General features: G+C 71.5%; 20 protein-coding genes. 6 read left to right on the top strand and 14 right to left on the bottom strand.

Features of this window, described 5'->3' with window-relative positions; genetic code table 11:
* Window positions 1-199 precede the first annotated feature (199 nt).
* Entirely contained in the window at window positions 200-898 is a 699-nt protein-coding gene (locus ACWEOE_RS39835; protein ID WP_452018632.1) for a DJ-1/PfpI family protein, read from the bottom strand.
* 98 nt (window positions 899-996) lie between these two features.
* On the opposite strand from ACWEOE_RS39835, the gene ACWEOE_RS39830 reads away from it, so the two are divergent.
* From ACWEOE_RS39830 to ACWEOE_RS39820, 3 genes are all read left to right on the top strand, one after another.
* Entirely contained in the window at window positions 997-1,974 is a 978-nt protein-coding gene (locus ACWEOE_RS39830; RefSeq protein WP_452018630.1) for a GlxA family transcriptional regulator, read from the top strand.
* A gap of 1,016 nt (window positions 1,975-2,990) precedes the next feature.
* Window positions 2,991-4,175, top strand: coding sequence for a YibE/F family protein (locus ACWEOE_RS39825; protein ID WP_452018628.1), 1,185 nt, complete (start codon window positions 2,991-2,993; stop codon window positions 4,173-4,175).
* An 89-nt stretch (window positions 4,176-4,264) separates the two neighbouring features.
* Window positions 4,265-4,537, top strand: coding sequence for a hypothetical protein (locus ACWEOE_RS39820; protein WP_452018626.1), 273 nt, complete (start codon window positions 4,265-4,267; stop codon window positions 4,535-4,537).
* Here ACWEOE_RS39820 and ACWEOE_RS39815 read toward each other — a convergent pair.
* Together ACWEOE_RS39815 and ACWEOE_RS39810 are read right to left on the bottom strand one after the other, a co-directional pair.
* A complete protein-coding gene (locus ACWEOE_RS39815; protein WP_452018624.1) occupies window positions 4,509-5,156 on the bottom strand; it encodes a hypothetical protein in 648 nt (215 codons plus the stop codon). The two genes, ACWEOE_RS39820 and ACWEOE_RS39815, sit on opposite strands and share 29 nt — an antisense overlap.
* Complete coding sequence (locus ACWEOE_RS39810; protein WP_452018622.1) at window positions 5,153-5,722, bottom strand: MBL fold metallo-hydrolase; 570 nt, start codon at window positions 5,720-5,722, stop codon at window positions 5,153-5,155. Before ACWEOE_RS39810 ends, ACWEOE_RS39815 begins: the two co-directional genes overlap by 4 nt.
* Before the next feature lie 135 nt (window positions 5,723-5,857).
* Between ACWEOE_RS39810 and ACWEOE_RS39805 the strand changes: the two genes are divergently transcribed.
* A complete protein-coding gene (locus ACWEOE_RS39805; RefSeq protein ID WP_452018620.1) occupies window positions 5,858-6,748 on the top strand; it encodes a peptidylprolyl isomerase in 891 nt (296 codons plus the stop codon).
* 164 nt (window positions 6,749-6,912) lie between these two features.
* On the opposite strand, the gene ACWEOE_RS39800 is transcribed toward ACWEOE_RS39805, so the two are convergent.
* Window positions 6,913-7,692: an enoyl-CoA hydratase/isomerase family protein gene (locus tag ACWEOE_RS39800; protein ID WP_452018618.1), complete on the bottom strand. Its 780-nt coding sequence runs from the start codon at window positions 7,690-7,692 to the stop codon at window positions 6,913-6,915.
* A gap of 74 nt (window positions 7,693-7,766) precedes the next feature.
* On the opposite strand from ACWEOE_RS39800, the gene ACWEOE_RS39795 reads away from it, so the two are divergent.
* A complete protein-coding gene (locus tag ACWEOE_RS39795; RefSeq protein WP_452018616.1) occupies window positions 7,767-8,609 on the top strand; it encodes an alpha/beta fold hydrolase in 843 nt (280 codons plus the stop codon).
* Here ACWEOE_RS39795 and ACWEOE_RS39790 read toward each other — a convergent pair.
* The 8 genes from ACWEOE_RS39790 to ruvC all read right to left on the bottom strand — a co-directional run bounded on the left by ACWEOE_RS39790 (window position 8,593) and on the right by ruvC (window position 17,771).
* Window positions 8,593-10,896 carry a RelA/SpoT family protein gene (locus ACWEOE_RS39790; RefSeq protein ID WP_452018642.1) on the bottom strand — a complete coding sequence of 768 codons (2,304 nt, stop codon included), beginning with the start codon at window positions 10,894-10,896 and terminating at the stop codon, window positions 8,593-8,595. The genes ACWEOE_RS39795 and ACWEOE_RS39790 overlap by 17 nt on opposite strands.
* A 247-nt stretch (window positions 10,897-11,143) precedes the next feature.
* The gene (locus ACWEOE_RS39785) at window positions 11,144-11,662 is read right to left on the bottom strand and encodes an adenine phosphoribosyltransferase (protein ID WP_452018614.1); all 519 of its coding nucleotides are present in this window, start codon (window positions 11,660-11,662) and stop codon (window positions 11,144-11,146) included.
* Between the two features lie 4 nt (window positions 11,663-11,666).
* On the bottom strand, window positions 11,667-12,920 hold the full coding sequence (gene secF, locus ACWEOE_RS39780) for a protein translocase subunit SecF (protein WP_452018612.1): 1,254 nt from the start codon (window positions 12,918-12,920) through the stop codon (window positions 11,667-11,669).
* A gap of 1 nt (window position 12,921) precedes the next feature.
* Window positions 12,922-14,676 carry a protein translocase subunit SecD gene (gene secD, locus ACWEOE_RS39775; protein ID WP_452018610.1) on the bottom strand — a complete coding sequence of 585 codons (1,755 nt, stop codon included), beginning with the start codon at window positions 14,674-14,676 and terminating at the stop codon, window positions 12,922-12,924.
* Window positions 14,677-14,881: 205 nt separating this feature from the next.
* Entirely contained in the window at window positions 14,882-15,304 is a 423-nt protein-coding gene (yajC, locus tag ACWEOE_RS39770; RefSeq protein ID WP_452018608.1) for a preprotein translocase subunit YajC, read from the bottom strand.
* Window positions 15,305-15,459: 155 nt separating this feature from the next.
* Window positions 15,460-16,533 (bottom strand): Holliday junction branch migration DNA helicase RuvB, encoded by a 1,074-nt coding sequence (gene ruvB / locus ACWEOE_RS39765; RefSeq protein WP_452018606.1) that lies wholly within the window; start codon window positions 16,531-16,533, stop codon window positions 15,460-15,462.
* Between the two features lie 3 nt (window positions 16,534-16,536).
* Window positions 16,537-17,133 (bottom strand): Holliday junction branch migration protein RuvA, encoded by a 597-nt coding sequence (gene ruvA / locus ACWEOE_RS39760; protein WP_452018604.1) that lies wholly within the window; start codon window positions 17,131-17,133, stop codon window positions 16,537-16,539.
* Entirely contained in the window at window positions 17,130-17,771 is a 642-nt protein-coding gene (ruvC, locus tag ACWEOE_RS39755) for a crossover junction endodeoxyribonuclease RuvC (RefSeq protein WP_452018602.1), read from the bottom strand. Before ruvC ends, ruvA begins: the two co-directional genes overlap by 4 nt.
* Window positions 17,772-17,846: 75 nt before the next feature.
* On the opposite strand from ruvC, the gene ACWEOE_RS39750 reads away from it, so the two are divergent.
* On the top strand, window positions 17,847-18,293 hold the full coding sequence (locus ACWEOE_RS39750) for a cupin domain-containing protein (protein ID WP_452018600.1): 447 nt from the start codon (window positions 17,847-17,849) through the stop codon (window positions 18,291-18,293).
* Between the two features lie 6 nt (window positions 18,294-18,299).
* Here ACWEOE_RS39750 and ACWEOE_RS39745 read toward each other — a convergent pair whose 3' ends face one another.
* A complete protein-coding gene (locus ACWEOE_RS39745) occupies window positions 18,300-18,821 on the bottom strand; it encodes a DUF4262 domain-containing protein (protein WP_452018598.1) in 522 nt (173 codons plus the stop codon).
* Window positions 18,822-19,112: 291 nt separating this feature from the next.
* A complete protein-coding gene (locus ACWEOE_RS39740) occupies window positions 19,113-19,868 on the bottom strand; it encodes a YebC/PmpR family DNA-binding transcriptional regulator (protein WP_452018596.1) in 756 nt (251 codons plus the stop codon).
* Window positions 19,869-19,876: the final 8 nt, after the last annotated feature.

Genomic DNA, 19,876 nt, shown 5'->3' with positions numbered 1-19,876 from the left:
CGCTCCTCGTCACTCAACACCAACGGCGGCAGTTTCGGATTCGGCATCACAACACCCTAACCACTGGCCCCGAAATTATGACTCAGGACACTAGCTCCCCACGGCCGCACGTCACCTGATCGAGCGACCCGAAGGTACCCGCGCCACGGTGCGCATCCGGCTGCCCTCACCCGGATGGCTCACCTCGTTGGAAGGGCGGTCAGGCGTGGGCGAGCAGCTTCGCCTTGAGGTCCGGGCGGTCGGTCAGGACGTTGCCCAGCGTGTACTCCAGCAACGGCTTCAGGGCGGCGTCCGGGGCAGCCGCCCAGTCGAGGGGGCCGAGCGGTGGCTCGGGGTCGTACTCGATGCCGAACTGCACGGTGCGGGCGACCTCGGGACCCGCGAGCCGCTCGACGAGGTGCAGCGCCAGGTCGATGCCGGCCGAGACGCCCGCGGCCGTGATCACCGGCCCCGCGTCGACCCAGCGGCGGGCGACCGGCGTGGCACCGAACGCCCGCAGCAGATCGCGGAACATCCAGTGGGTGGTCGCTTCGCGGCCCTCCAGCAGACCGGCCTCGCCGAGCAGCAGCGAGCCCGTGCAAACGGACGTCATCAGCTCGGCCGTGCGCGCGGTCGAGGCGAGGTAGTCGATGAGCACCCGGTTGCCGAGCGCGTTGATCGTCGGCGCGCTGCCGCCCGGGACGAGCACGCCGTACGGCTGCGGGACGTCGGCGAAGGTGTGGCTGGGGGTGACGCCCAGCGGCGTGTCGGTGCCGATCGGATCGAGGGTCTCGCTCACGACCACCGCGCGGAAATCGTCCTTCGCTGTGGCGAACGCGCTCAGCACCTGGAGCGGGCCCACGAGGTCGAGCACCGTGAGGCCCGGGTAGAGGACGAAGGCGAACGTCTTTTCGGTCATGCACCCCACCGTGCTCCCTGACGCCCGCGGGCGGGAACGCGATGTCCGTAATCCTGCGAACCGTGTCGATCGGCCTGCTGACCTGCTAACGTTCGATCATGCCGGGACCGGAACGGCAGGTCGTGATCGTCGCGTACACCGACGCCGAGCTGCTCGACATCGCGTGCGTCTCCGACGCGCTCGATGCCGCCAACCGCCTCGGCGCCCGGCCGCGCTACGCCCTGCGGCTGGCCACTGTGGACGGACACCCGTTCCGCTGCCAGTCCGGCATCGCGCTCACTCCCCACGTGCGGCTCGACCAGGTTTCGGGGCCGCTGCACACCTTCGTGGTCTCCGGCGGCGTCGGCCACCGCGCGGCGGCGGCCGACGAACGCCTGCTCGAACACGTCCGCCGGCTCTCCCGCACCAGCACGCGCACGGCGTCGGTGTGCACCGGCTCCACCGTGCTGGCCGCGGCCGGGCTGCTCAGCGGTCGGCGCGCGACCACGCACTGGGCGTACGCGGCGCAGCTGGCCGCGAGGTACCCGTCGGTGACCGTGGACCCGGTGCCGCTGTTCATCCGCCACGGCGACGTCTACACCTCCGCCGGCGTGACCAGCGGGCTCGACCTCGCGCTGGCGTTCGTCGAGGAGGACCACGGCCCCACGCTCGCCCGCGAAGCCGCCCGCACCCTGGTGACCTACCTGCAGCGGCCCGGGAACCAGGCACAGGTGAGCATGTTCCTGTCCGGGCCGCCGCCCGAGCACCGGCAGGTGCGCGACCTCACCGCGTTCGTCGCCGAGCACCTCGGCGAGGACCTCGGCACGCCGGTGCTGGCCCGACAGGCGGGCATCAGCACCCGACAGCTCACCCGCCTGTTCGACGCGCACCTGGGCACCACGCCCGGCAAGTACGTGCGCACCGTCCGCGCCGAGCACGCCGCCCGCCTGCTCGCGGGCACCGACCTGCCCCTGGCGGCCATCGCCCGCCGCTGCGGCTTCGGCTCCACCGAGACGCTGCGCCAGGCCTTCCTCGACCACTTCGACACGCCGCCTTCGGCGTACCGGCGCGTGCACCTGCGCCAGGCGCTCGGCTGAGTGAATCGCCGGATACGACCGGGTCGTCCCCCACCCGGTACGGGTGACGGCCACCGCCGGAGTGCAGGATGTGCGCCGTGGCACCGCCCGAATACCCCGCCGACCCAGACGCGGCCGACGCCGACACCGGCCCCATCCGCCGCGTCGCCGGCGACCCCTCCGCGCCCCCGGCCCTCCCGCCCGCGGGCGACCGGCTCGACTGGCCGGTCGAAGACGAGCCACCGCGCCGCGCCCGCCGCGCCGGGGAGGACCCCGTCGGACGCCACCCGCGCCAAGCCGCCGAGCCGCGCGGCGGTGACGCGTTCCCCACCGCCGCCCGCCGAACCGGTGTCACTCCCCCTGCGGCTGCCGGATCGCCCACCGGGAGGCGCCGGGGCGACCCCCCACCGCCGGCCTCGCGCCGGACCGGGCAGCCGTCGCAGGCGAGCCGCACCGGCGAAACCCCCGGCCCCTCGCGCCACACGGGCGAGACGCCGCTGCCCGGTTCCCGCGGGGCAGGCGATACCCCGCCGCCCCGGAGCACCGAAGGACCGGCACCCACACGCCGGAGGGGCGAGACGCCACCACCCGCCGGACGAGCCGCTGGTGAAAATTCTCTGCCGCCGCGCCACCGCGGCGAAACACCCCCACCCGCGAACCGCGCCGGGAACACCCCGACCACCCGCCGAACCGACGGGCACCTCCGCCACACGGGCGAAAACCCGCTGCCGGACACTCGCGAAGCCGGAGAAACCTCCCGCCGCAGCACCGAAACCGGCCCCGCACGCACCGCGGACGGGCCGGCCCGGCGCACCGGCGAAACCCCGCTCCCCGGCACCCCTCAAGCCGAAAGGCCCCGCCGCACGGGCGAAACGTCCCTCCCCGCGTCCCCCGACATTGCCGAAACCCCGAAACCCGCCCCACGCAAGGGCCTGCGGGCCGCCCTCACCTCGTCCGCGCAGGGACACGGACAAGGGCACGGTCATGGGCACGGTCACGGCCACGGCCACGGCCCTGCCGCCCCCGCCTCCACCCGGGTGCGGAAGCTGCTCACCTGGCTGCTCGTCCCGCTGGCCGTCGCGACGGTGGTCGGCATGATCGTGCTGTACCCATGGGGCAAGGCGGCCCCCACGAGTGTCGTGCCGCAGGGCACGCCGGTGCAGGGGTCGATCACGGCGACCGCCACCGGGCCGTGTCTCGCGAACGGCCAGGTGCAGGTCGGCACGCAGGCCGACCCCGACCAGAAGCCGTGCCTCACCGTCGACCTGACGATGACCGACGGTCCGGCGAGCGGGAAACCGTTGCGGCTCATCGTGCCGATCGAGCCGAGCACCCCGCGCTTCTCCGCCGGCGACGACGTCGTCCTCGCCTACAACGGCGGAAACGCCACCGATCCGGCATCGTTCCAGCTCGTCGACTTCCAGCGCGGCACGCCGCTCGTGCTGCTGGCCGCGTTGTTCGCCGTCGCGGTGCTGGTGCTCGGGCGCTGGCAGGGGCTCGCGGCGCTCGTCGCGCTGGTGCTGAGCTTCGTGGTGATCGTGCTGTTCGTGCTGCCCTCGATCCTCGCCGGCGAGAACCCGTTGCTGGTCGCGATCGCGGGCGCCGGCGCGATCATGTTCGTGGCGCTGTACCTCACGCACGGGCTGTCGGCGAGAACGACGGTCGCGGTGCTCGGCACCCTCGTGAGCCTCGCGCTGATCGGAGTGCTGTCGGCGATCTTCTCCGTCGGCGCGTCGCTCACCGGGCTCGACGACAGCACGTCGACGCTGATCGGTTCGCTCGGCCACGGCATCGACGCGCGCGGCCTGCTGCTCGCGGGCGTGGTGATCGGCGCGCTCGGCGTGCTCGACGACGTGACGATCACCCAGACCAGCGCCGTGTGGGAGCTGCGGCGGGCGAACCCGACACTGGGCTGGCGCGAGCTGTACCGCTCGGGCCTGCGCATCGGGCGCGACCACGTCGGCTCCGCCGTGAACACGCTCGTGATGGCCTACGCCGGCGCCGCGCTGCCGGTGCTGCTGTACTCGTCGATCTCCGGCGTCGGGCTGGGCGCGCTGCTCGGCAGCGAGGACATCGCCTCGGAGATCATCCGCACGCTCGCCGGGTCCGTGGGCATCGTCGCGGCGGTGCCGGTGACCACGGTCCTGGCCGCCCTGATCGCGGCGCGCGAGCCCGTCGACCACCTCCTGAGCACCACGGATCACGTTTCGTCACACCAGTAACGCGGACGAACCCCGGCCTCCCGAGCGCGACGCGGCTGCGGTACGAAGTCCGCGACCGAGGCGAGTACATCCGTACCCGAGGAGGGGTCGTGTTCTCAGCCGTACTGGCGGGACCGCGGGTCACCGTGCACCTAATCCGGCGGTTGTTCGCGGCGCTGCTGGAGGCGGCCGAGGCAGTCCCGCGGATCGCGAGCGCGCTCGAGGACGTGCGCGTGACACTGCGCCACCTCGAGCGCCTGCTCACCTACGTCGCCGAGGAGCTGCCGGAGCTGGCCGACCAGGTCGAGCAGATCCGGGCCCGCGTCGACGGCCTGGACACCGCCGAGAACCGCGTCAGTCCAACGTCGCGACGAAGCGGCTGACGGCTTCCATCGGGAAGCGCTGGATGTAGCGGCCCGCCGGGGCGGCCGACGCGAGGCGGTACAGCGGCCGCTCGGCCACGGCGTCGCCGCGTGCCTCCGACTTCAGCTCGGCGACGAGCAGCTCGGAGAACACGAGCCCGTTGGCTTCGGTGTTGTTCAGCAGCGCGTCGGCGACGCGGCGCAGCTGCAGTGCGCCCAGCTCGCGCCCGCCCGTGCCGGCGAACACCGCGAGGTCGACCTTCACCGTCTTGCGCCGCTTGCCCGCGTTCACGAGCAGGCTCACCGTGCGAGTGCCGCGCACGTCGCCGATCACGATGTCGAGCCGCTCCGCCTCCACGAGCCCGATGCGCCGCACGCCCCACGTGCGCACGACGAGCGTGGTGCCTTCGAGCCAGATCCGGCGCCGCAGCGCGTAGAGCACGAGGTAGAGCAGCGGCAGCGCGACGACCACGGCGACGATCAGTCCGACCAGCTGCCCACCGATCAGCCCCGCAATGCCCCCGAACGCCGCGGCGACGATCACCGCGCCGATCAGCCCGGACCACGCGCGCCGGCGGGTGACCTTCGCGTCTTCCGCGAACAAAGGCAGCCGCTCCGGCGCGCCTTCCTGCTCGGTCATGCCCGCACCAGCGCGGGGTTGGTCGCGCGTTCGCGCCCGATGGTCGTGGCGGGCCCGTGGCCCGGCAGCACGACGGTGTCGTCGGGCAGGGTCAGCAGCTTCGTGCGCAACGATCTCTCCAGTTCGGCGCCGGGGCCTTCGGATCGCCCGATCGACCCGGCGAACAACGTGTCCCCCGTGAGCACCAGCCTGCCACCCTCGCTCGCCCGCACGGCGAACGCCACCGACCCCGGCGTGTGCCCCGGCACGGCCACGACGTCGAGCACGAGGCCCGCCACCGCGAGTGGGCCTTCGGTGAGCGTTTCCGCCGGACCGGCGAACCACTCGCGATCGGCCGGGTGCAGGCGCAGCGGGAGATCGTGCCGCGCCGCGCCGGCGACGTGGTCGGGGTGACCGTGGGTGGCGAGCAGCGCGACGGGCGTGAGGCCGTGCTCGGCGAGGGCGGCCGCGAGCGGTTCCGCCGAATCCTGCCCCGGGTCCACCACCACGCACTCGCCGCCGGGTGCCGGGGCGAGCAGGTAGCAGTTCGCGCGCAACGGCCCCGCGGCGAACCCGACGACGAGCACCAAACCCCTCCAGACGCTGCGGCACTGATCACGATCGGATCGAGACTAGCGGCCCCTGTACAGAGTCCTCACAGGCTGTGCCCATACACTGCCGCTACCTCAGACGTGTGACACCGACCGGAAACTGGAGGGCGGGTGGCGACCAACCAGCAGCGCCGTGAAGCCGCGAAGCGGAAACTCGAGCGGCAGATCGAGCGTCGGCGGGACCGGGCCAAGCGACGCAAGATCGTCGGTGCCGGAGTGGTCGGCGGCGTCGTCCTCATCGTCGCCGGAGTCGTCGTGTGGGTCGTGAACAGCGGCGGCGACGATTCCAGCGCGGCCGCCAGCCCGCCGTCGAGCTCCGCCTCGTCGACCCCGCCGGCGCCCACCCTGGACCCGATCCCGACGCAGCGCACCGCGCTGCCGACGCGGCCGAAGGCCTTGCCGAACCCGACCACGTGCTCCTACCCGGCCGACACGCGGAGCGCGCCGCCGCCGAAGAAGACGGACGCGCCGGACGGCAAGAACGTGCCCTCGCAGGGCACGGTCCAGATCACGATGAAGACGACCGTCGGCGACATCCCGATCACACTCGACCGCGCGCTCGCGCCGTGCACCGTGCAGGCGTTCGTGAGCCTGGCCAAGCAGGGCTTCTACACCGACACCATCTGCCACCGCCTCGGCACGAGCGGCCTGCAGATGCTGCAGTGCGGCGACCCGAACGCGAAGGGCGACCCCAGCGCCGACGGCATGGGCGGCCCCGGCTTCACCATCCCCGACGAGTTCATCGACGGCGAGAAGTACGGCCGCGGCATCCTCGCCATGGCCAACACGGGCCAGCCCAACACCGGCGGCAGCCAGTTCTTCATGGTCTACGGCACCGCCGAACTGCCCCCTCAGTACACGATCTTCGGCAGCATCTCCGACGACGGCCTCAAGGTCCTCGACACCATCGCCCACAACGGCATCGGCGCCATCGGCCCCGACGGCGCGACCGGCGAGCCGAAGAAGCAGGTCAAGTTCACCGCGGTGACGGTGGCGGCCTGAGTTTCGCCTGAACGTCCGAAGGGGGCCGAGCGGTGATCCGCTCGGCCCCCTTCGTCGTGTGGCCCGGCGGCCCGTGAGGACCCACCACGCTCGCGAGCCACGCCCACCGGATCCCACCGACCACAGTGGACGCCTCTCCAGGCGAGAACCCGGTCGACCAGACCTCACCGGTAAGTGAACTTCGGTGCCCTCCGGTTCAGGAACGCGTCCACGCCCTCCGCGTAGTCCTCGCCGTGCAGAGCGGCCAGCCGCAGTGCCTCGACCTCGTCGTCCGTTTCCTCCTGGCCGGCGGTGATCTTCTCGATCACGCGGTTCATGCCGCGGATCGAAGCCTGCGAACGGGAACACAGGGTCTCCACGAACGCCGTGGTCGCGGCGGTGAGGCCAACGGCTGCGTGAATGTCGTTGACGAGGCCGATTTCGCGGGCGCGGACGGCGTCGATGAGCTCGCCCGAGAGCAGGAAGTACTTGGCGTGCGCGGGGCCGACCAGTGAGACCAGCAGGCGCGTGGAGTCGAAGTGGTAGACGATGCCCAGCTTGGCCGGGGTGATGCCGAAGCGAGCGTCTTCGGCGGCGAAGCGGAAGTCGCAGGCGACCGCGAGCTGGCAGCCGCCGCCGATGCAGTTGCCGTGGATCATGGCGACCGACGGTTTGCGCATCGAGACGAGGGCGGCGACGGCGGTTTCCATGGTCTTGTCGTATGCGGTGGCGCCGTCGGCGGTGGAGCGCAGGTCGCGGAACTCGCTGATGTCGGCGCCGGCCGAGAAGTTCTTGCCGGCGCCGGTGAGGACCAGGACCTTGAGCGCCGGGTCGGCCTCGACCCGGGCCACGACGTCGGGGATCGCGGACCACATGCCGTAGGTGATGGCGTTCATCTTCTCCGGCCGGGACAACGTCAGCCACGCGACCTCGCCGTCGCGAGTGAACTCGAATCCGTCGGTCATGTCAGCACCCTAACGCCGATCGCCCTGCGCGAAACCGCCCGCTGTGATCAGCTCCGCGCACTAGCGTGGCCGTCATGGGGACGATCGAGTTCGACGGCGCGCGGTTCGGCTACGACGAGGCCGGCACCGGCCCGCCCGTGGTGCTCCTGCACGCCGGGCTCGCGGACCGGCGCATGTGGGACCACCAGTTCGCCGCCCTGGCGCGCCGGCACCGCGTGATCCGCTACGACCGCCGCGGCCACGGCGACTCGGCCGCGGCGGTGGGCACCGTGTCCCACCACCGCGACCTGCTCGCGCTGATGTCCGCGCTCGGTGTGGAGCGGGCCGCGCTCGTCGGCTCGTCGATGGGTGGCGCCTACTCCTTGGACGCCGCCCTCGCCGCCCCCGAGCGCGTGAGCGGAATCGCGCTGATCGGCGCCGGGCTGTCCGGGCACGAGTGGCCCGAGCCGATGGCCTCGGACACCCGCGACGCCATGCTCGCCGCGGTGCCGGCCGAACGGCTGAAGTCCTACCTCGACCACACCGCCGATCACATCCGCGAGCAGGACGTCACCGCGATCGCCGAGGCCAACGTCCGCTACCTCGTCGTCGGTCCACATCGGACGCACATCGATCCCGAGGTTCACGCCAAGGCCCTCGAGATGTGCGAAGACGTGTACCGGCGCGAGTGGATCGATCCGAAGTGGACGGAGGAAGTGCCCGACACCCGGAGCCGCCTGCCCGAGATCACCGCACCCACGCTGGTGATCATCGGCCGGGAAGACGCCGGGGGCCTGCTCGACCTGGCCGACAAGTTCACCGCCGAGATCCCCGGCGCGACCCGGTTGGACCTGCCCGACACCGGCCACCTGCCCCCGATGGAGCGCCCCGCCGAGGTGACGGCGGCGCTCCAGGACTGGCTCAGGACGCTGACGTGACCCGGTAGACGTCGTACACGCCCTCCACGCCCCGCACCACTTTCAGCACGTGCCCGAGGTGCTTCGGGTCGCCCATCTCGAACGAGAACCGACTCACCGCCACCCGGTCGCGCGACGTCGTGACCGACGCCGACAGGATGTTCACCTTCTCGTCCGCCAGCACCTTCGTCACGTCGGACAGCAGCCGGTGCCGGTCGAGCGCCTCGACCTGGATGGCCACCAGGAACACCGACGACGAGGACGGCGCCCACTCCACCTCCACCAGCCGCTCCGGCTGGGTGCGCAGGTCGTCGGCGTTCGTGCAGTCGGTGCGGTGCACGCTCACGCCACCACCGCGCGTGACGAAGCCGAGGATCTCGTCGCCCGGCACCGGGGTGCAGCAGCGGGCCAGCTTGGCCCACACGTCGCTGGCGCCCTTCACGATCACGCCGACGTCGTTCGACCCGCGCCGGCGCGTGACGGTGGACGGGGTGGCCCGCTCGGCGAGCTCCTCCTCCGCCTCGTCGACGCCGCCGATGAGCGCCACCAGCCGCTGCACCACGTGCTTGGCGCTGGTGTGGCCTTCCCCCACGGCCGCGTACAGCGACGAGATGTCGCCGTGGCGCAGCTCCTTCGCGACCGAGCCCATGGACTCCGCCGACACGAGCCGCTGGATCGGCAGCCCGACCTTGCGGATTTCCTTGGTGATCGCTTCCTTGCCCGCGTCGATCGCCTCGTCGCGGCGCTCCTTCGCGAACCACTGGCGGATCTTCGCGCGGGCCTTCGGCGACCCGGCGAACTGCAGCCAGTCGCGGCTCGGGCCGGCGTTCTCCGCCTTCGACGTGAAGATCTCGACGTTCTCGCCGTTCTCGAGCTTGCGCTCCAGCGCCACGAGCCGCCCGTTCACGCGGGCGCCGATGCAGCGGTGGCCCACCTCCGTGTGCACGGCGTAGGCGAAGTCGACCGGCGTCGAGTCGGCGGGCAGCGTGATCACGTCGCCCTTCGGCGTGAAGACGAAGATCTCGCGGGCCGCCAGCTCGTAGCGCAGCGACTCCAGGAAGTCACCCGGGTCGGCGGCCTCGCGCTGCCAGTCGAGCAGTTGGCGCATCCACGCGATCTCGTCGACGTCCATCGCGTTGGCAGCACCACTACCACTGTGCGTGCCTCGTGTCTCTTTGTAGCGCCAGTGGGCCGCGATGCCGTATTCCGCCGTGCGGTGCATCTCGTACGTGCGGATCTGCACTTCCAGCGGCTTGCCGTCCGGGCCGATCACGGTGGTGTGCAGCGACTGGTACACACCGAAGCGCGGCTGCGCGATGTAGTCCTTGAACCGCCCGGGCACCGGCTGCCACAGCGCGTGCACGACACCCATGGCGGCGTAGCAGTCGCGTACGTCTTCGACGAGGATCCGCACGCCCACCAGGTCGTGGATGTCGTCGAGGTCGCGCCCGCGCACGATCATCTTCTGGTGGATCGAGTAGTAGTGCTTCGGCCGGCCCTCGACCTTCGCCGTGATCCGCGACGACACGAGGTTGCTCGTGAGGTCGGCGATCACCTTGCGCAGGTACGTGTCGCGCGAAGGCGCGCGGTCGGCGACCAGGCGCACGATCTCGTCGTACTTCTTGGGCTGCAGGATCGCGAACGCGAGGTCTTCGAGCTCCCACTTCACCGTCGCCATGCCGAGACGGTGGGCCAGCGGGGCGAGCACCTCGAGCGTCTCGCGGGCCTTGCGGGCCTGCTTCTCCGGCGGCAGGAACCGCATGGTGCGCATGTTGTGCAGCCGGTCGGCCAGCTTGATCACGAGCACCCGCGGGTCCTTCGCCATGGCGATGACCATCTTGCGGATCGTCTCGGCCTCGGCCGACATGCCGAGCTTGACCTTGTCCAGCTTGGTGACGCCGTCGACGAGCTCGCCGACCTTGTCGCCGAAGTCCGCTTTCAGCTGGTCGAGCGAGAACCCCGTGTCCTCCACGGTGTCGTGCAGCAGCGCCGCGACGAGCGTGGTGGTGTCCATGCCCAGCTCGGCCAGGATCGTGGCGACGGCCAGCGGGTGCGTGATGTACGGGTCACCGGACTTGCGCCGCTGGTCGCGATGCAGTTCCTCGGCCACGTCGTAGGCACGCTGCAGCAGCGCGAGGTCGGCGTTGGGGTGCAGCTCGCGGTGGATCACGGCGAGCGGCTCGAGCACCTGCTTCACGGGCGCGGCCCGCTGGGCCGTGATCCGGCGGGCGAGGCGGGCCCGCACGCGGCGGGTCGCCGACGGGTTGGGCGCGGCCCCGTTCGCCTTCGGCGGCGGTACCGCCTGCACGCCCTTCGCCCCGCCGTCCTTCGCGGGCACCGTCTTCGCGGGCACCGCGGCGTCGAGCTCTTGGCTCACCCGCACCTCCTGCTGCTCGTGCGGCCTTCGAACCCTCAGGGTAGCCGTTCGACCGCGCGGCTTCGCCGCCTACGTCCGATCGGTGCCCGACACACTGCCGGTCACCAGCGAGGCCACGACAAGTTCAACACCGCGGGAACGGTCCTGCTTCCCGACCGTTCCCGCTGGTGACGAGGGGTCAGACGACCTGCAGGGCCGAGACCGGCCGGCCCGCCAGCAGCGCCCGGCCGCCCAGCGCGCCGAGCTCCAGCACCACCGACACGCCGTCGACGACCGCGCCGGCGTCTTCGAGCAGCTTCGCCGTGGCCGAGACCGTGCCACCGGTGGCGAGCACGTCGTCGAGGATGGCGACGTGCTGCCCGGGCCGCACGACGTTCGCGGGCAGCTCGACACCGGCCGTGCCGTACTCCAGCGCGTAGTCGACCCGACCCGCGACCGAGGGCAGCTTGCCGGGCTTGCGGATGAGCACCACGCCGAGGCCGCGGGAATACCCCACGGCCGCGGCGAGGAGGAACCCGCGGGCCTCGACGCCGGCCAGCAGCTCGACCTCGGGGCCGATCGTGCCGGACAGGGCATCGACGACCGCGGTGAACGCCTCGGCGTTCGCCAGCAGCGGGCTCAGGTCCCGGAACAGCACACCGGGCTCCGGGAAGTCGGGCGTTTCCGAGAAGTAGCCCAGTGCCTGCTCGAGATCCACCGGGTCAGCGCTTCCGCTTCGCCGAGGACACCCCGCCGCCGGCGCGGCGGGGCTTGTTCTGCGGCCGGGCCTTCGGCGTGCGGGCCGGGACCCCGGCGGCCGCCGCCATCGCCTTCTCTTTGCGGAGCTCGGCGGCCAGCGCGTCGTCGTCCGCCGCGTCGAAGTCGTCACCCGCGGCTTCGCGAGCGGCCGCCTTGGCGCGCCGGGCCGCGACCCGCTGGGCCTGCTGCTGGTACTGCGGCTCCTGCATCTTCAAGTCGACCAGCAGCGGCGTCGCGAGCGCGACCGACGACAGCACGCCGACCAGGGTGCCCGTGAGCTGCACCAGCGCCAGGTCCTGCAGCGTGCCGGAGCCGAGCAGGATGTACCCGACGATCAGCAGGCCGAGGATCGGCAGCAGCGCGATGAACGCGGTGTTGAACGAGCGCATCAGCGTCTGGTTCAACGCCAGGTTGGCCGCCTCCGCGTACGTGCGGCGGGTGAGACCGAGCAGGCCGCGCGTGTTCTCGCGGACCTTGTCGAACACCACCACCGTGTCGTACAGCGAGAACCCGAGAATGGTCAGCAGGCCGATCACCGTCGCCGGAGTGACCTCGAAGCCGACCAGCGAATACACACCCGCGGTGACCACGATGTCGTGGATCAGTGAGATCAGCGCGGCCAGCGCCATCCGGATGTCGAAGTAGATCGCCAGGAAGATCACCACGGCCACGAGGAAGACCGCGAGCGCGATCAGCGCCTGCCGCGAGATCTCCCCGCCCCACGAAGCACTCACCGCGCTGTCGCTGATGGCCTGCACGCTCGGCTGGCCGTTGGCGCCTTCCGGTGCCAGGTCGGTGAACAGCTGCTGCTTCACCTTCGCGACCTGGTCGGCCGGCAGCGCTTCCGAGCGGATCTGGATCGTCGTCGCGTTGCCGGTGCCGACGCTCTGCGTCTCGGACGGCTGCTTGCCCAGCGCCTTGGTGAACGACTCGGTCGCCTGCGCGGTGGTGATCTGACCGTGGGCACCGTGGGCGGGCAGCTGGATCTGCGTGCCGCCCTCGAACTCGATGCCGAAGTTGAAGCTGCGGATGAACATCGAGCCGATGCAGACGAGCACCAGCGCCGCGAAGAAGATGTACCAGCGCTTGCGCGCGCCGACGATGTCGAACGCGCCCGTGCCGACGTAGAGCCGGCGGAAGACGCTTTCCTTCTTGCCGCTCGGGGTGGCCTTGCGGGCGCCCGACTCGGCGTCCGTGCCCAGGTCTTCGACGCCCACGTCAGGCCTCCTTCACGTTCGTGCGGCCGACGGTGGGGCGGGTGGCCCTGCGTTCCGAGGCCAAGCGCTGGACGGCACCGAGGCCGAGGTTCCGGGGATTCGACAGGAACTTCGACTTCGACGTGGACACCATGGCCACCAGGGGGTGCGTGACCAGGTAGACCACGACGAGGTCCAGCACCGTCGACATGCCCAGCGTGAAGGCGAAGCCCTGGACGTCGCCGACCGCGATCACGTACAGGATCGCCGCGGCCAGGAAGCTCACCGCGTCGGACGCCAGGATGGTCCGCCGGGCGCGGGCCCAGCCGCGCGGCACCGCCGAGCGGAAGGTGCGGCCTTCCCGGATCTCGTCCTTGAGCCGTTCGAAGTAGATGACGAACGAGTCCGCCGTGATGCCGATGGCGATGATCAGGCCCGCGATGCCCGCGAGGTCGAGCGTGTACCCGATCCACCGCCCGAGCAGCACCAGCACCGCGTAGACCAGCAGGCCGGACAGTGCCAGCGACAGGATCGTGAGAATCCCCAGCAGGCGGTAGTAGATCAGGCAGTAGACGAAGACCACGATCAGGCCGATCGCGCCGGCGAGCAGACCCGCCTGCAGCGACGCGGAGCCGAGGGTCGCCGACACCGTGGTGGCGTCGGACGAGTCGAACGACAGCGGCAGCGAGCCGTACTTCAGCACGTCGGCGAGGTTCTTCGCGGTCGCCTGCGTGAACTGGCCGGTGATCTGCGTGTTGCCGCCGAGGATGGCGCCCTGGATGGTCGGCGCGGACACGACCTGGGTGTCGAGCACGAACGCGGCCTGCTGGTTCACGTTGGCCGCGGTGAAGTCACCCCAGGTCTTGCTACCGGTGCCGTTGAAAGTCAGGTCGACGACCCACTGGCCGCGCTGCTGGTCGTAACCCGAGTTGGCGCCGGAGATCTCGGTGCCGGGCAGGAACTGGGGTCCCAGCACGTACTTCGTCGCGTCCTGATCACCGCAGGCGACCAGCGGCTTGTCGGAGAGGTCGTTGCCTTCGAGCGGGTCGGCGACGTTCGGCGCGCAGGTGAGCGAGGCCAGCGCGGCCTGCTGCGCGGCCTGCGCCTTCGCCTGGTCGGTCGAGGCCAGGTCCGGGTTCTGCCGGATCGCCTGGGCCTGCTGGATCGGCGTCAGCGCCTTGTCACCGGCCGCCGGCGCGTTCGACGCGGGCGGGGCCGACGGCGTGGTGCTCGGTGGCTGCTGGGCCGGAGCGCCGGCCGCCCCACCGCCGCCGTTCGGCGCGCCCGAGGAGGCCGGCGGAGCCGAGGGGGTGCCGGAGGCCGGCGGAGCCGACGGGGTGCCCGACGGCGGCGCCGCGGTGCCCGAGGCGGGCGGCGCCGGCGGGGCGGCCGGGGTGTTCGGCTGCGAGGTGATGACCTTGCGGAAACCGAGTTTCGCGGTCTGTCCGAGAGACTTCGCCTGGTCGCCCTGCGCGCCCGGGACCGTGATGACGACGTTGTTGCCGTCGAGCACGACCTCCGTGCCGGCGACACCGATGCCGTTGACCCGGGTCTCGATGATCTGGCGCGCCTGGTTCAGCGAGTCGCGCGTGGGCTGGCCGCCGTCGGGCGTCCGCGCGGTGAGCGTGACCCGGGTGCCGCCCTGCAGGTCGATGCCGAGCTTCGGCGTGGGCTTGCCGCTGCCGGTGAAGAACACCAGGGCGTACAACGCGACCACGATCAGGGCGAAGAAGGCGAGATAGCGTCCCGGGCGGAGATGCCCGGCCGATGGTGCCACGGTGCTTCGGTCTCCTCGGACTGGGTGGACCCCAACTGGTTCGGTGAGCGGACCGGGACGGTGCTCCCGGCTCGCTGCTGGGCATGACTATGGCGGCGGACACGCACGCAGCACCGAGACAGTACTCGGTGCTGCGTGAGCCCTGCGTTCGCCCGTACCGACTTTCGTCGGCTACGCGCGTGTCACTGCCCGGGGAAGAAGCAGGTCACTTCTTCCCGTGCTCCAGCGGGGGCGCGATCTGCGCACCGGACTTCTCGCCGTCGTCCTCGATGGACTCCTGGGCGGGCGCCTCGGTGGACGCGACACCGCCGACGGTCTCCTCGGCGGTGTCGTCGGCGTCGGTCTCGGTCTCGTCGGCCTCGACCGGCGGCTGGACCTTCTCGCGAACCGCGATGCGCAGCCACGTGGTAACGACACCCGGGGCGATCTCGATGTCGATCGTGTCGTCACCGGAAGCGTCGGCGACGGTGCCGTAGAGGCCCGAGGTGGTCATCACGCGGTCGCCGGGAGCGATGCTCCGCTGCAGGTCCTGCTGGGCTGCCTGCTGCTTCTTCTGCTTGCGGGTACCGAGGACGAGCGGCACGGCCACCACGACCAGCAGCAGCAACGGCAGCAGTAAGTTGTTCATGACTCTCCATTCGACGGACGTCGCTCGGTCGGTGCTTACGTCCGGTTTTGACGGATGTGCTGTCTTCGAGTGTGCCAGGTGCTCGCGAAATCGCCAGCACCCACCGTCGGTAACGCGCCCGCCGGCCGGTGCCCGACGTCCCCGTCAGCCCTGGTTCAGCCCTGGTCGAACAACGAGGGACCGCCCTGGTCGGGCCGCCCGGCGTCGGGCGGCGGCACCAGGCCGAGGTGCTCCCACGCGGCCGCGGTCGCGACCCGGCCCCGCGGAGTGCGAGCGAGCATACCCGCGCGGACCAGGTAGGGCTCGCACACCTCTTCCACCGTGGTCGCCTCCTCACCGACGGCGACCGCGAGCGTGGAGATGCCCACCGGTCCCCCGCCGAACGAGCGGGTCAGCGCGGTGAGCACCGCGCGGTCCAGCCGGTCGAGGCCGAGCTCGTCCACGTCGTAGACCTTCAGCGCGGCACGGGCGATGTCCCGGGTCACGGTGCCGTCGGCCCGGACCTCGGCGTAGTCGCGGACCCGGCGCAGCAGGCGGTTGGCGATGCGGGGTGTGCCGCGCGAACGGCGGGCGATCTCGGCGCAGCCGTCGCGGTCGATGGGGATGTCGAGGATCGTCGCGGCGCGCCGCACGACCAGCTCCAGCTCGGCGTCGGAGTAGAACTCCATCTGGCCGGTGAAGCCGAAGCGGTCGCGCAGCGGCCCGGTGAGCGAGCCCGACCGCGTGGTGGCCCCGACCAGGGTGAACGGCGCGATCTCGAGCGGGATGCTCGTGGCGCCGGGACCCTTGCCGACGACCACGTCGACGCGGAAGTCCTCCATCGCGAGGTACAGCATCTCCTCGGCGGGCCGGGCGATGCGGTGGATCTCGTCGATGAACAACACGTCGCCCGGCGCGAGGTTCGACAGCATGGCGGCGAGGTCGCCCGCGCGTTCCAGCGCCGGGCCGGACGTGATGCGGATGGCCGCGCCCAGCTCGGCGGCCACGATCATCGCCATGCTCGTCTTGCCCAGGCCCGGCGGGCCGGACAGCAGCACGTGGTCGGGCGGCACGCCGCGGCGGCGTGCGCTCTCCAGCACCAGCTCCAGCTGCTCGCGCACGCGGGGCTGGCCCACGAACTCGTCGAGCTTGCGCGGGCGCAGGGTCGTCTCGACCTCGCGCTCGCCGCTCTGCGAGAGCGCGGAGAGGGTTTCGTCGTCCGCTTCGAACTCGGTCACTTCGTGATCCATCGGCTACCGCTTGCGCCCGAGGGTGGCCAGCGCCGAGCGCAGGACGGACGAGGTGGTGTGCCCGTCGCCCTCGGCCAGCACGCGGTCCACCGCCTGTTCGGCCTGCTTGGCCGGGAAACCCAGGCCCGCCAGCGCTTCCACGACCTCCGCGCGCAGCGCGCCCGGCGCGGACACGGCCGGCACCTCGCCGGTGGCGCCGAGCGCGGTGACCTTGTCGCGCAGTTCGAGCGACAGCCGTTCGGCACCCTTGCGGCCGATGCCGGGCACCTGGGTGAGCACGGTGATGTTGCCTTCCACCAAGGCGGCGCGCAGCTTGTCGGGCTCGAGCACGGCGAGCGTGGCGAGCGCGAGCCGCGGGCCGATGCCCGACACGGTCTGCAGCAGGCCGAACAGCTCGCGCGCGTCGTCGTCGGCGAACCCGAACAACGTCAGCGAGTCCTCGCGCACGACCAGCGCGGTGTGCAGGCGCACCTGCTCGCCGCGGCGCAGTGTGGCCAGCGTCGCCGGGGTGGCCTGCACGGCGAAACCCACGCCGCCGACCTCGACCACGACGTGGTCCAGGCCGACGGACAGCACTTCACCGCGTACGGAGGAGATCATCGGGGTGCTCCTGTGTCGTCCAGCTGGGTCGGGGTCCGGCGCGCCGCGCGCCGCACCGGGGCGCGGGTGGCGGCGCCGGCCTGCTTCGCGGCGGCCGCGAGCCTGGCCTTGTGCGCGCGGGCCAGCTCGGCCGCGCGCGCCTCGGCCTCGGCGAGGCGGACCCGCATCGGCTCGCGCCAGAGGTGGCAGATGGCCAGCGCCAGGGCGTCGGCCGCGTCGGCGGGATGGGGCTTCACCTCGAGGTTGAGCAGGCGCATCACCATACCGGTGACCTGCGCCTTGTCGGCGCGGCCGGATCCGGTGACCGCGGCCTTGACCTCGCTCGGGGTGTGGAACACGACCGGCAGCCCACGCCGGGCCGCGGCCAGCGCCACGACGCCGCCCGCCTGCGCGGTGCCCATGGCGGTGCGGACGTTGTGCTGGGCGAACACGCGCTCGACCGCGATCGCCTCGGGCCGGTACTTGTCCAGCCATACCTCGACCTCGTCGGCGATGCCGAGCAGCCGGTGCGCGAGATCGGCGTTCGCCGGGGTGCGCACCACGCCGACGGCGACCGCGCGCACGGCCCGGCCCTTGCCGCCGTCGACCACGCCGAGACCGCACCTGGTCAGACCGGGGTCGACCCCGAGCACCCGCACACCTTCTCCTCGTCCCCGCGCGAACATCCGTTCGAGATGCAGGTTACTGGGCGGGGCTGCGGCAGGATGGCCGCCATGCCGGAGCCGGATGAATTCATCCACCACCTGGGTCTGTCGCCGCTGCCCGTCGAAGGCGGGCGCTTCGCCCAGAGCTGGCGTGCCGCCGAAGGTTCGGCGATCTACTACCTGCTGGTGGCACCGCAGTTCTCGGCTCCGCACCGGCTCGACCGCGTGGAGGTGTTCGTGCACCACGCCGGGGCGCCCGCGCGCATGCTGCTCCTGCACCCCCACGGCAGCATCACGCGGCCGGTGCTGGGCACCGACGTCGCCACCGGCCAGCGGCCGCAGGTCGTGGTGCCGGCGGGCACCTGGCAGGCGACGGTGCCGCTGGGCGAGTGGTGCCTGCTCGGCACCGTGGTCGTGCCGCCCTACACCGACGAGTGCGTGGAGTTCGCCGACGCCGCCACGCTCGCGAAGCGGTTCCCCGCCGCGGCGGCGGACCTGCGCACCCTGCCGTGGTGACCCGGGTCAGGGGCCGTCGACGCCCGGGGTCCAGCTCTCCGGCGCACCGCTTTCGGTGAGCACGGGCTGCCAGTCGGCGAAGCCGTCGGGAGCGGTGTCCTGCCAGGGGAACTGCCCGTCGGCCGTGGAGACGATCAGCTGCAGCGCCGGGAAGTCGCCGTCGGGGTAGACGAGGAACGCCGAGCCGAAGTACTCGGGGTAGTGCCCCTTCGCCACGCGTTCGAAGACGATGGCGCCGCCCTGGAAGAAGTCGTCGTAACGCTTGCCGACCTCGAAGATCTCGCCGTTGGCCGCGCGGTCGACGTACGCGTCGAGCAGGATCGGGCCCATGTCGCCGGGCAGGCCGACGACGACGGCCTCCGGCACGTTGTGCAGCGCCCACGCGCAGGCGGTGAAGCAGAAGTTGGCGCCCTGCTCGTCCTGCGGGACCGCGATGACCGCGTTGCCCCGTTCCTTCGCCTGGGACTCGATCCAGTCGATCAGGCGTTGCTCTTCGGCGGTGAGGGCTGAGGTCGTCACGGCGGCCATTGTGCCGGAAGCGCCGGGCTGAGCCCAGTACCGGCGCGGGGCAATTTTCCGCGGCACAGCAAGGATTCCGGCTACGCTCCGCTGATCGGCACGGAAACGGCCCCGGCCGGACGCGGACTCCTCCGCACTCGACCGGGGCCGTTCGCCGGCACGCTCTACTCTGCGTGTGCCGCCGAATTCCTTGCCACGACGGGAAGTCCGCCGCTCACCGCCGTCAGTCCACCGACGCCATGACCTCATCGGAGACATGGAATCCGACGCAGTGCGTAGACATTCCACGCCACACCCCGATCAGTCCACCGACGCCATGACCTCGTCGGAGACATCGAAGTTGGCATAGACATTCTGCACGTCGTCGCAGTCCTCGAGGGCGTCGATCAGCTTGAAGACCTTCTTCGCGCCGTCGACGTCCAGCGGCACCGAGACGGTGGGCAGGAACGTGAGCTCCGCCGACTCGTACTCGAACCCGGCCTCCTGCAGCGCCTTGCGCACCGGCACCAGGTCGCCGCCCTCGGAGACGATCTCGAAGCTCTCGTCGAGGTCGTTGACCTCCTCGGCGCCCGCGTCGAGCACGGCCATGAGCACGTCGTCCTCGGTCGTGTCGCCCTTCGGCATGATCACGACGCCCTTGCGGTTGAACATGTAGGCGACGGAGCCCGGGTCGGCCAGCGAGCCGTTGTTGCGCGTGAGCGCGGTCCGGACCTCCATGGCGGCACGGTTTTTGTTGTCCGTGAGGCACTCGATGAGCACCGCGACGCCGTTGGGCCCGTAGCCCTCGTACGTGATGTTCTGCCAGTCGGCGCCACCGGCCTCTTCGCCGGCGCCGCGCTTGCGCGCGCGCTCGATGTTGTCCTGCGGGACCGAGTTCTTCTTCGCCTTCTGGATGGCGTCGTAGAGCGTGGGGTTGCCGTCGGGGTCCCCACCGCCGGTGCCGGTCCGGGCGGCCACCTCGATGTTCTTGATCAGCCGGGCGAAGAGCTTGCCACGCTTCGCGTCGAGGTTGGCCTTCTTGTGCTTCGTCGTGGCCCACTTGGAGTGGCCGCTCATCTTTCCTC

This window comes from Amycolatopsis sp. NPDC004368 (assembly GCF_053602515.1).
Note: the sequence above shows the minus strand (reverse complement) of the source record. Positions and strands in the feature narration are given on the sequence as shown.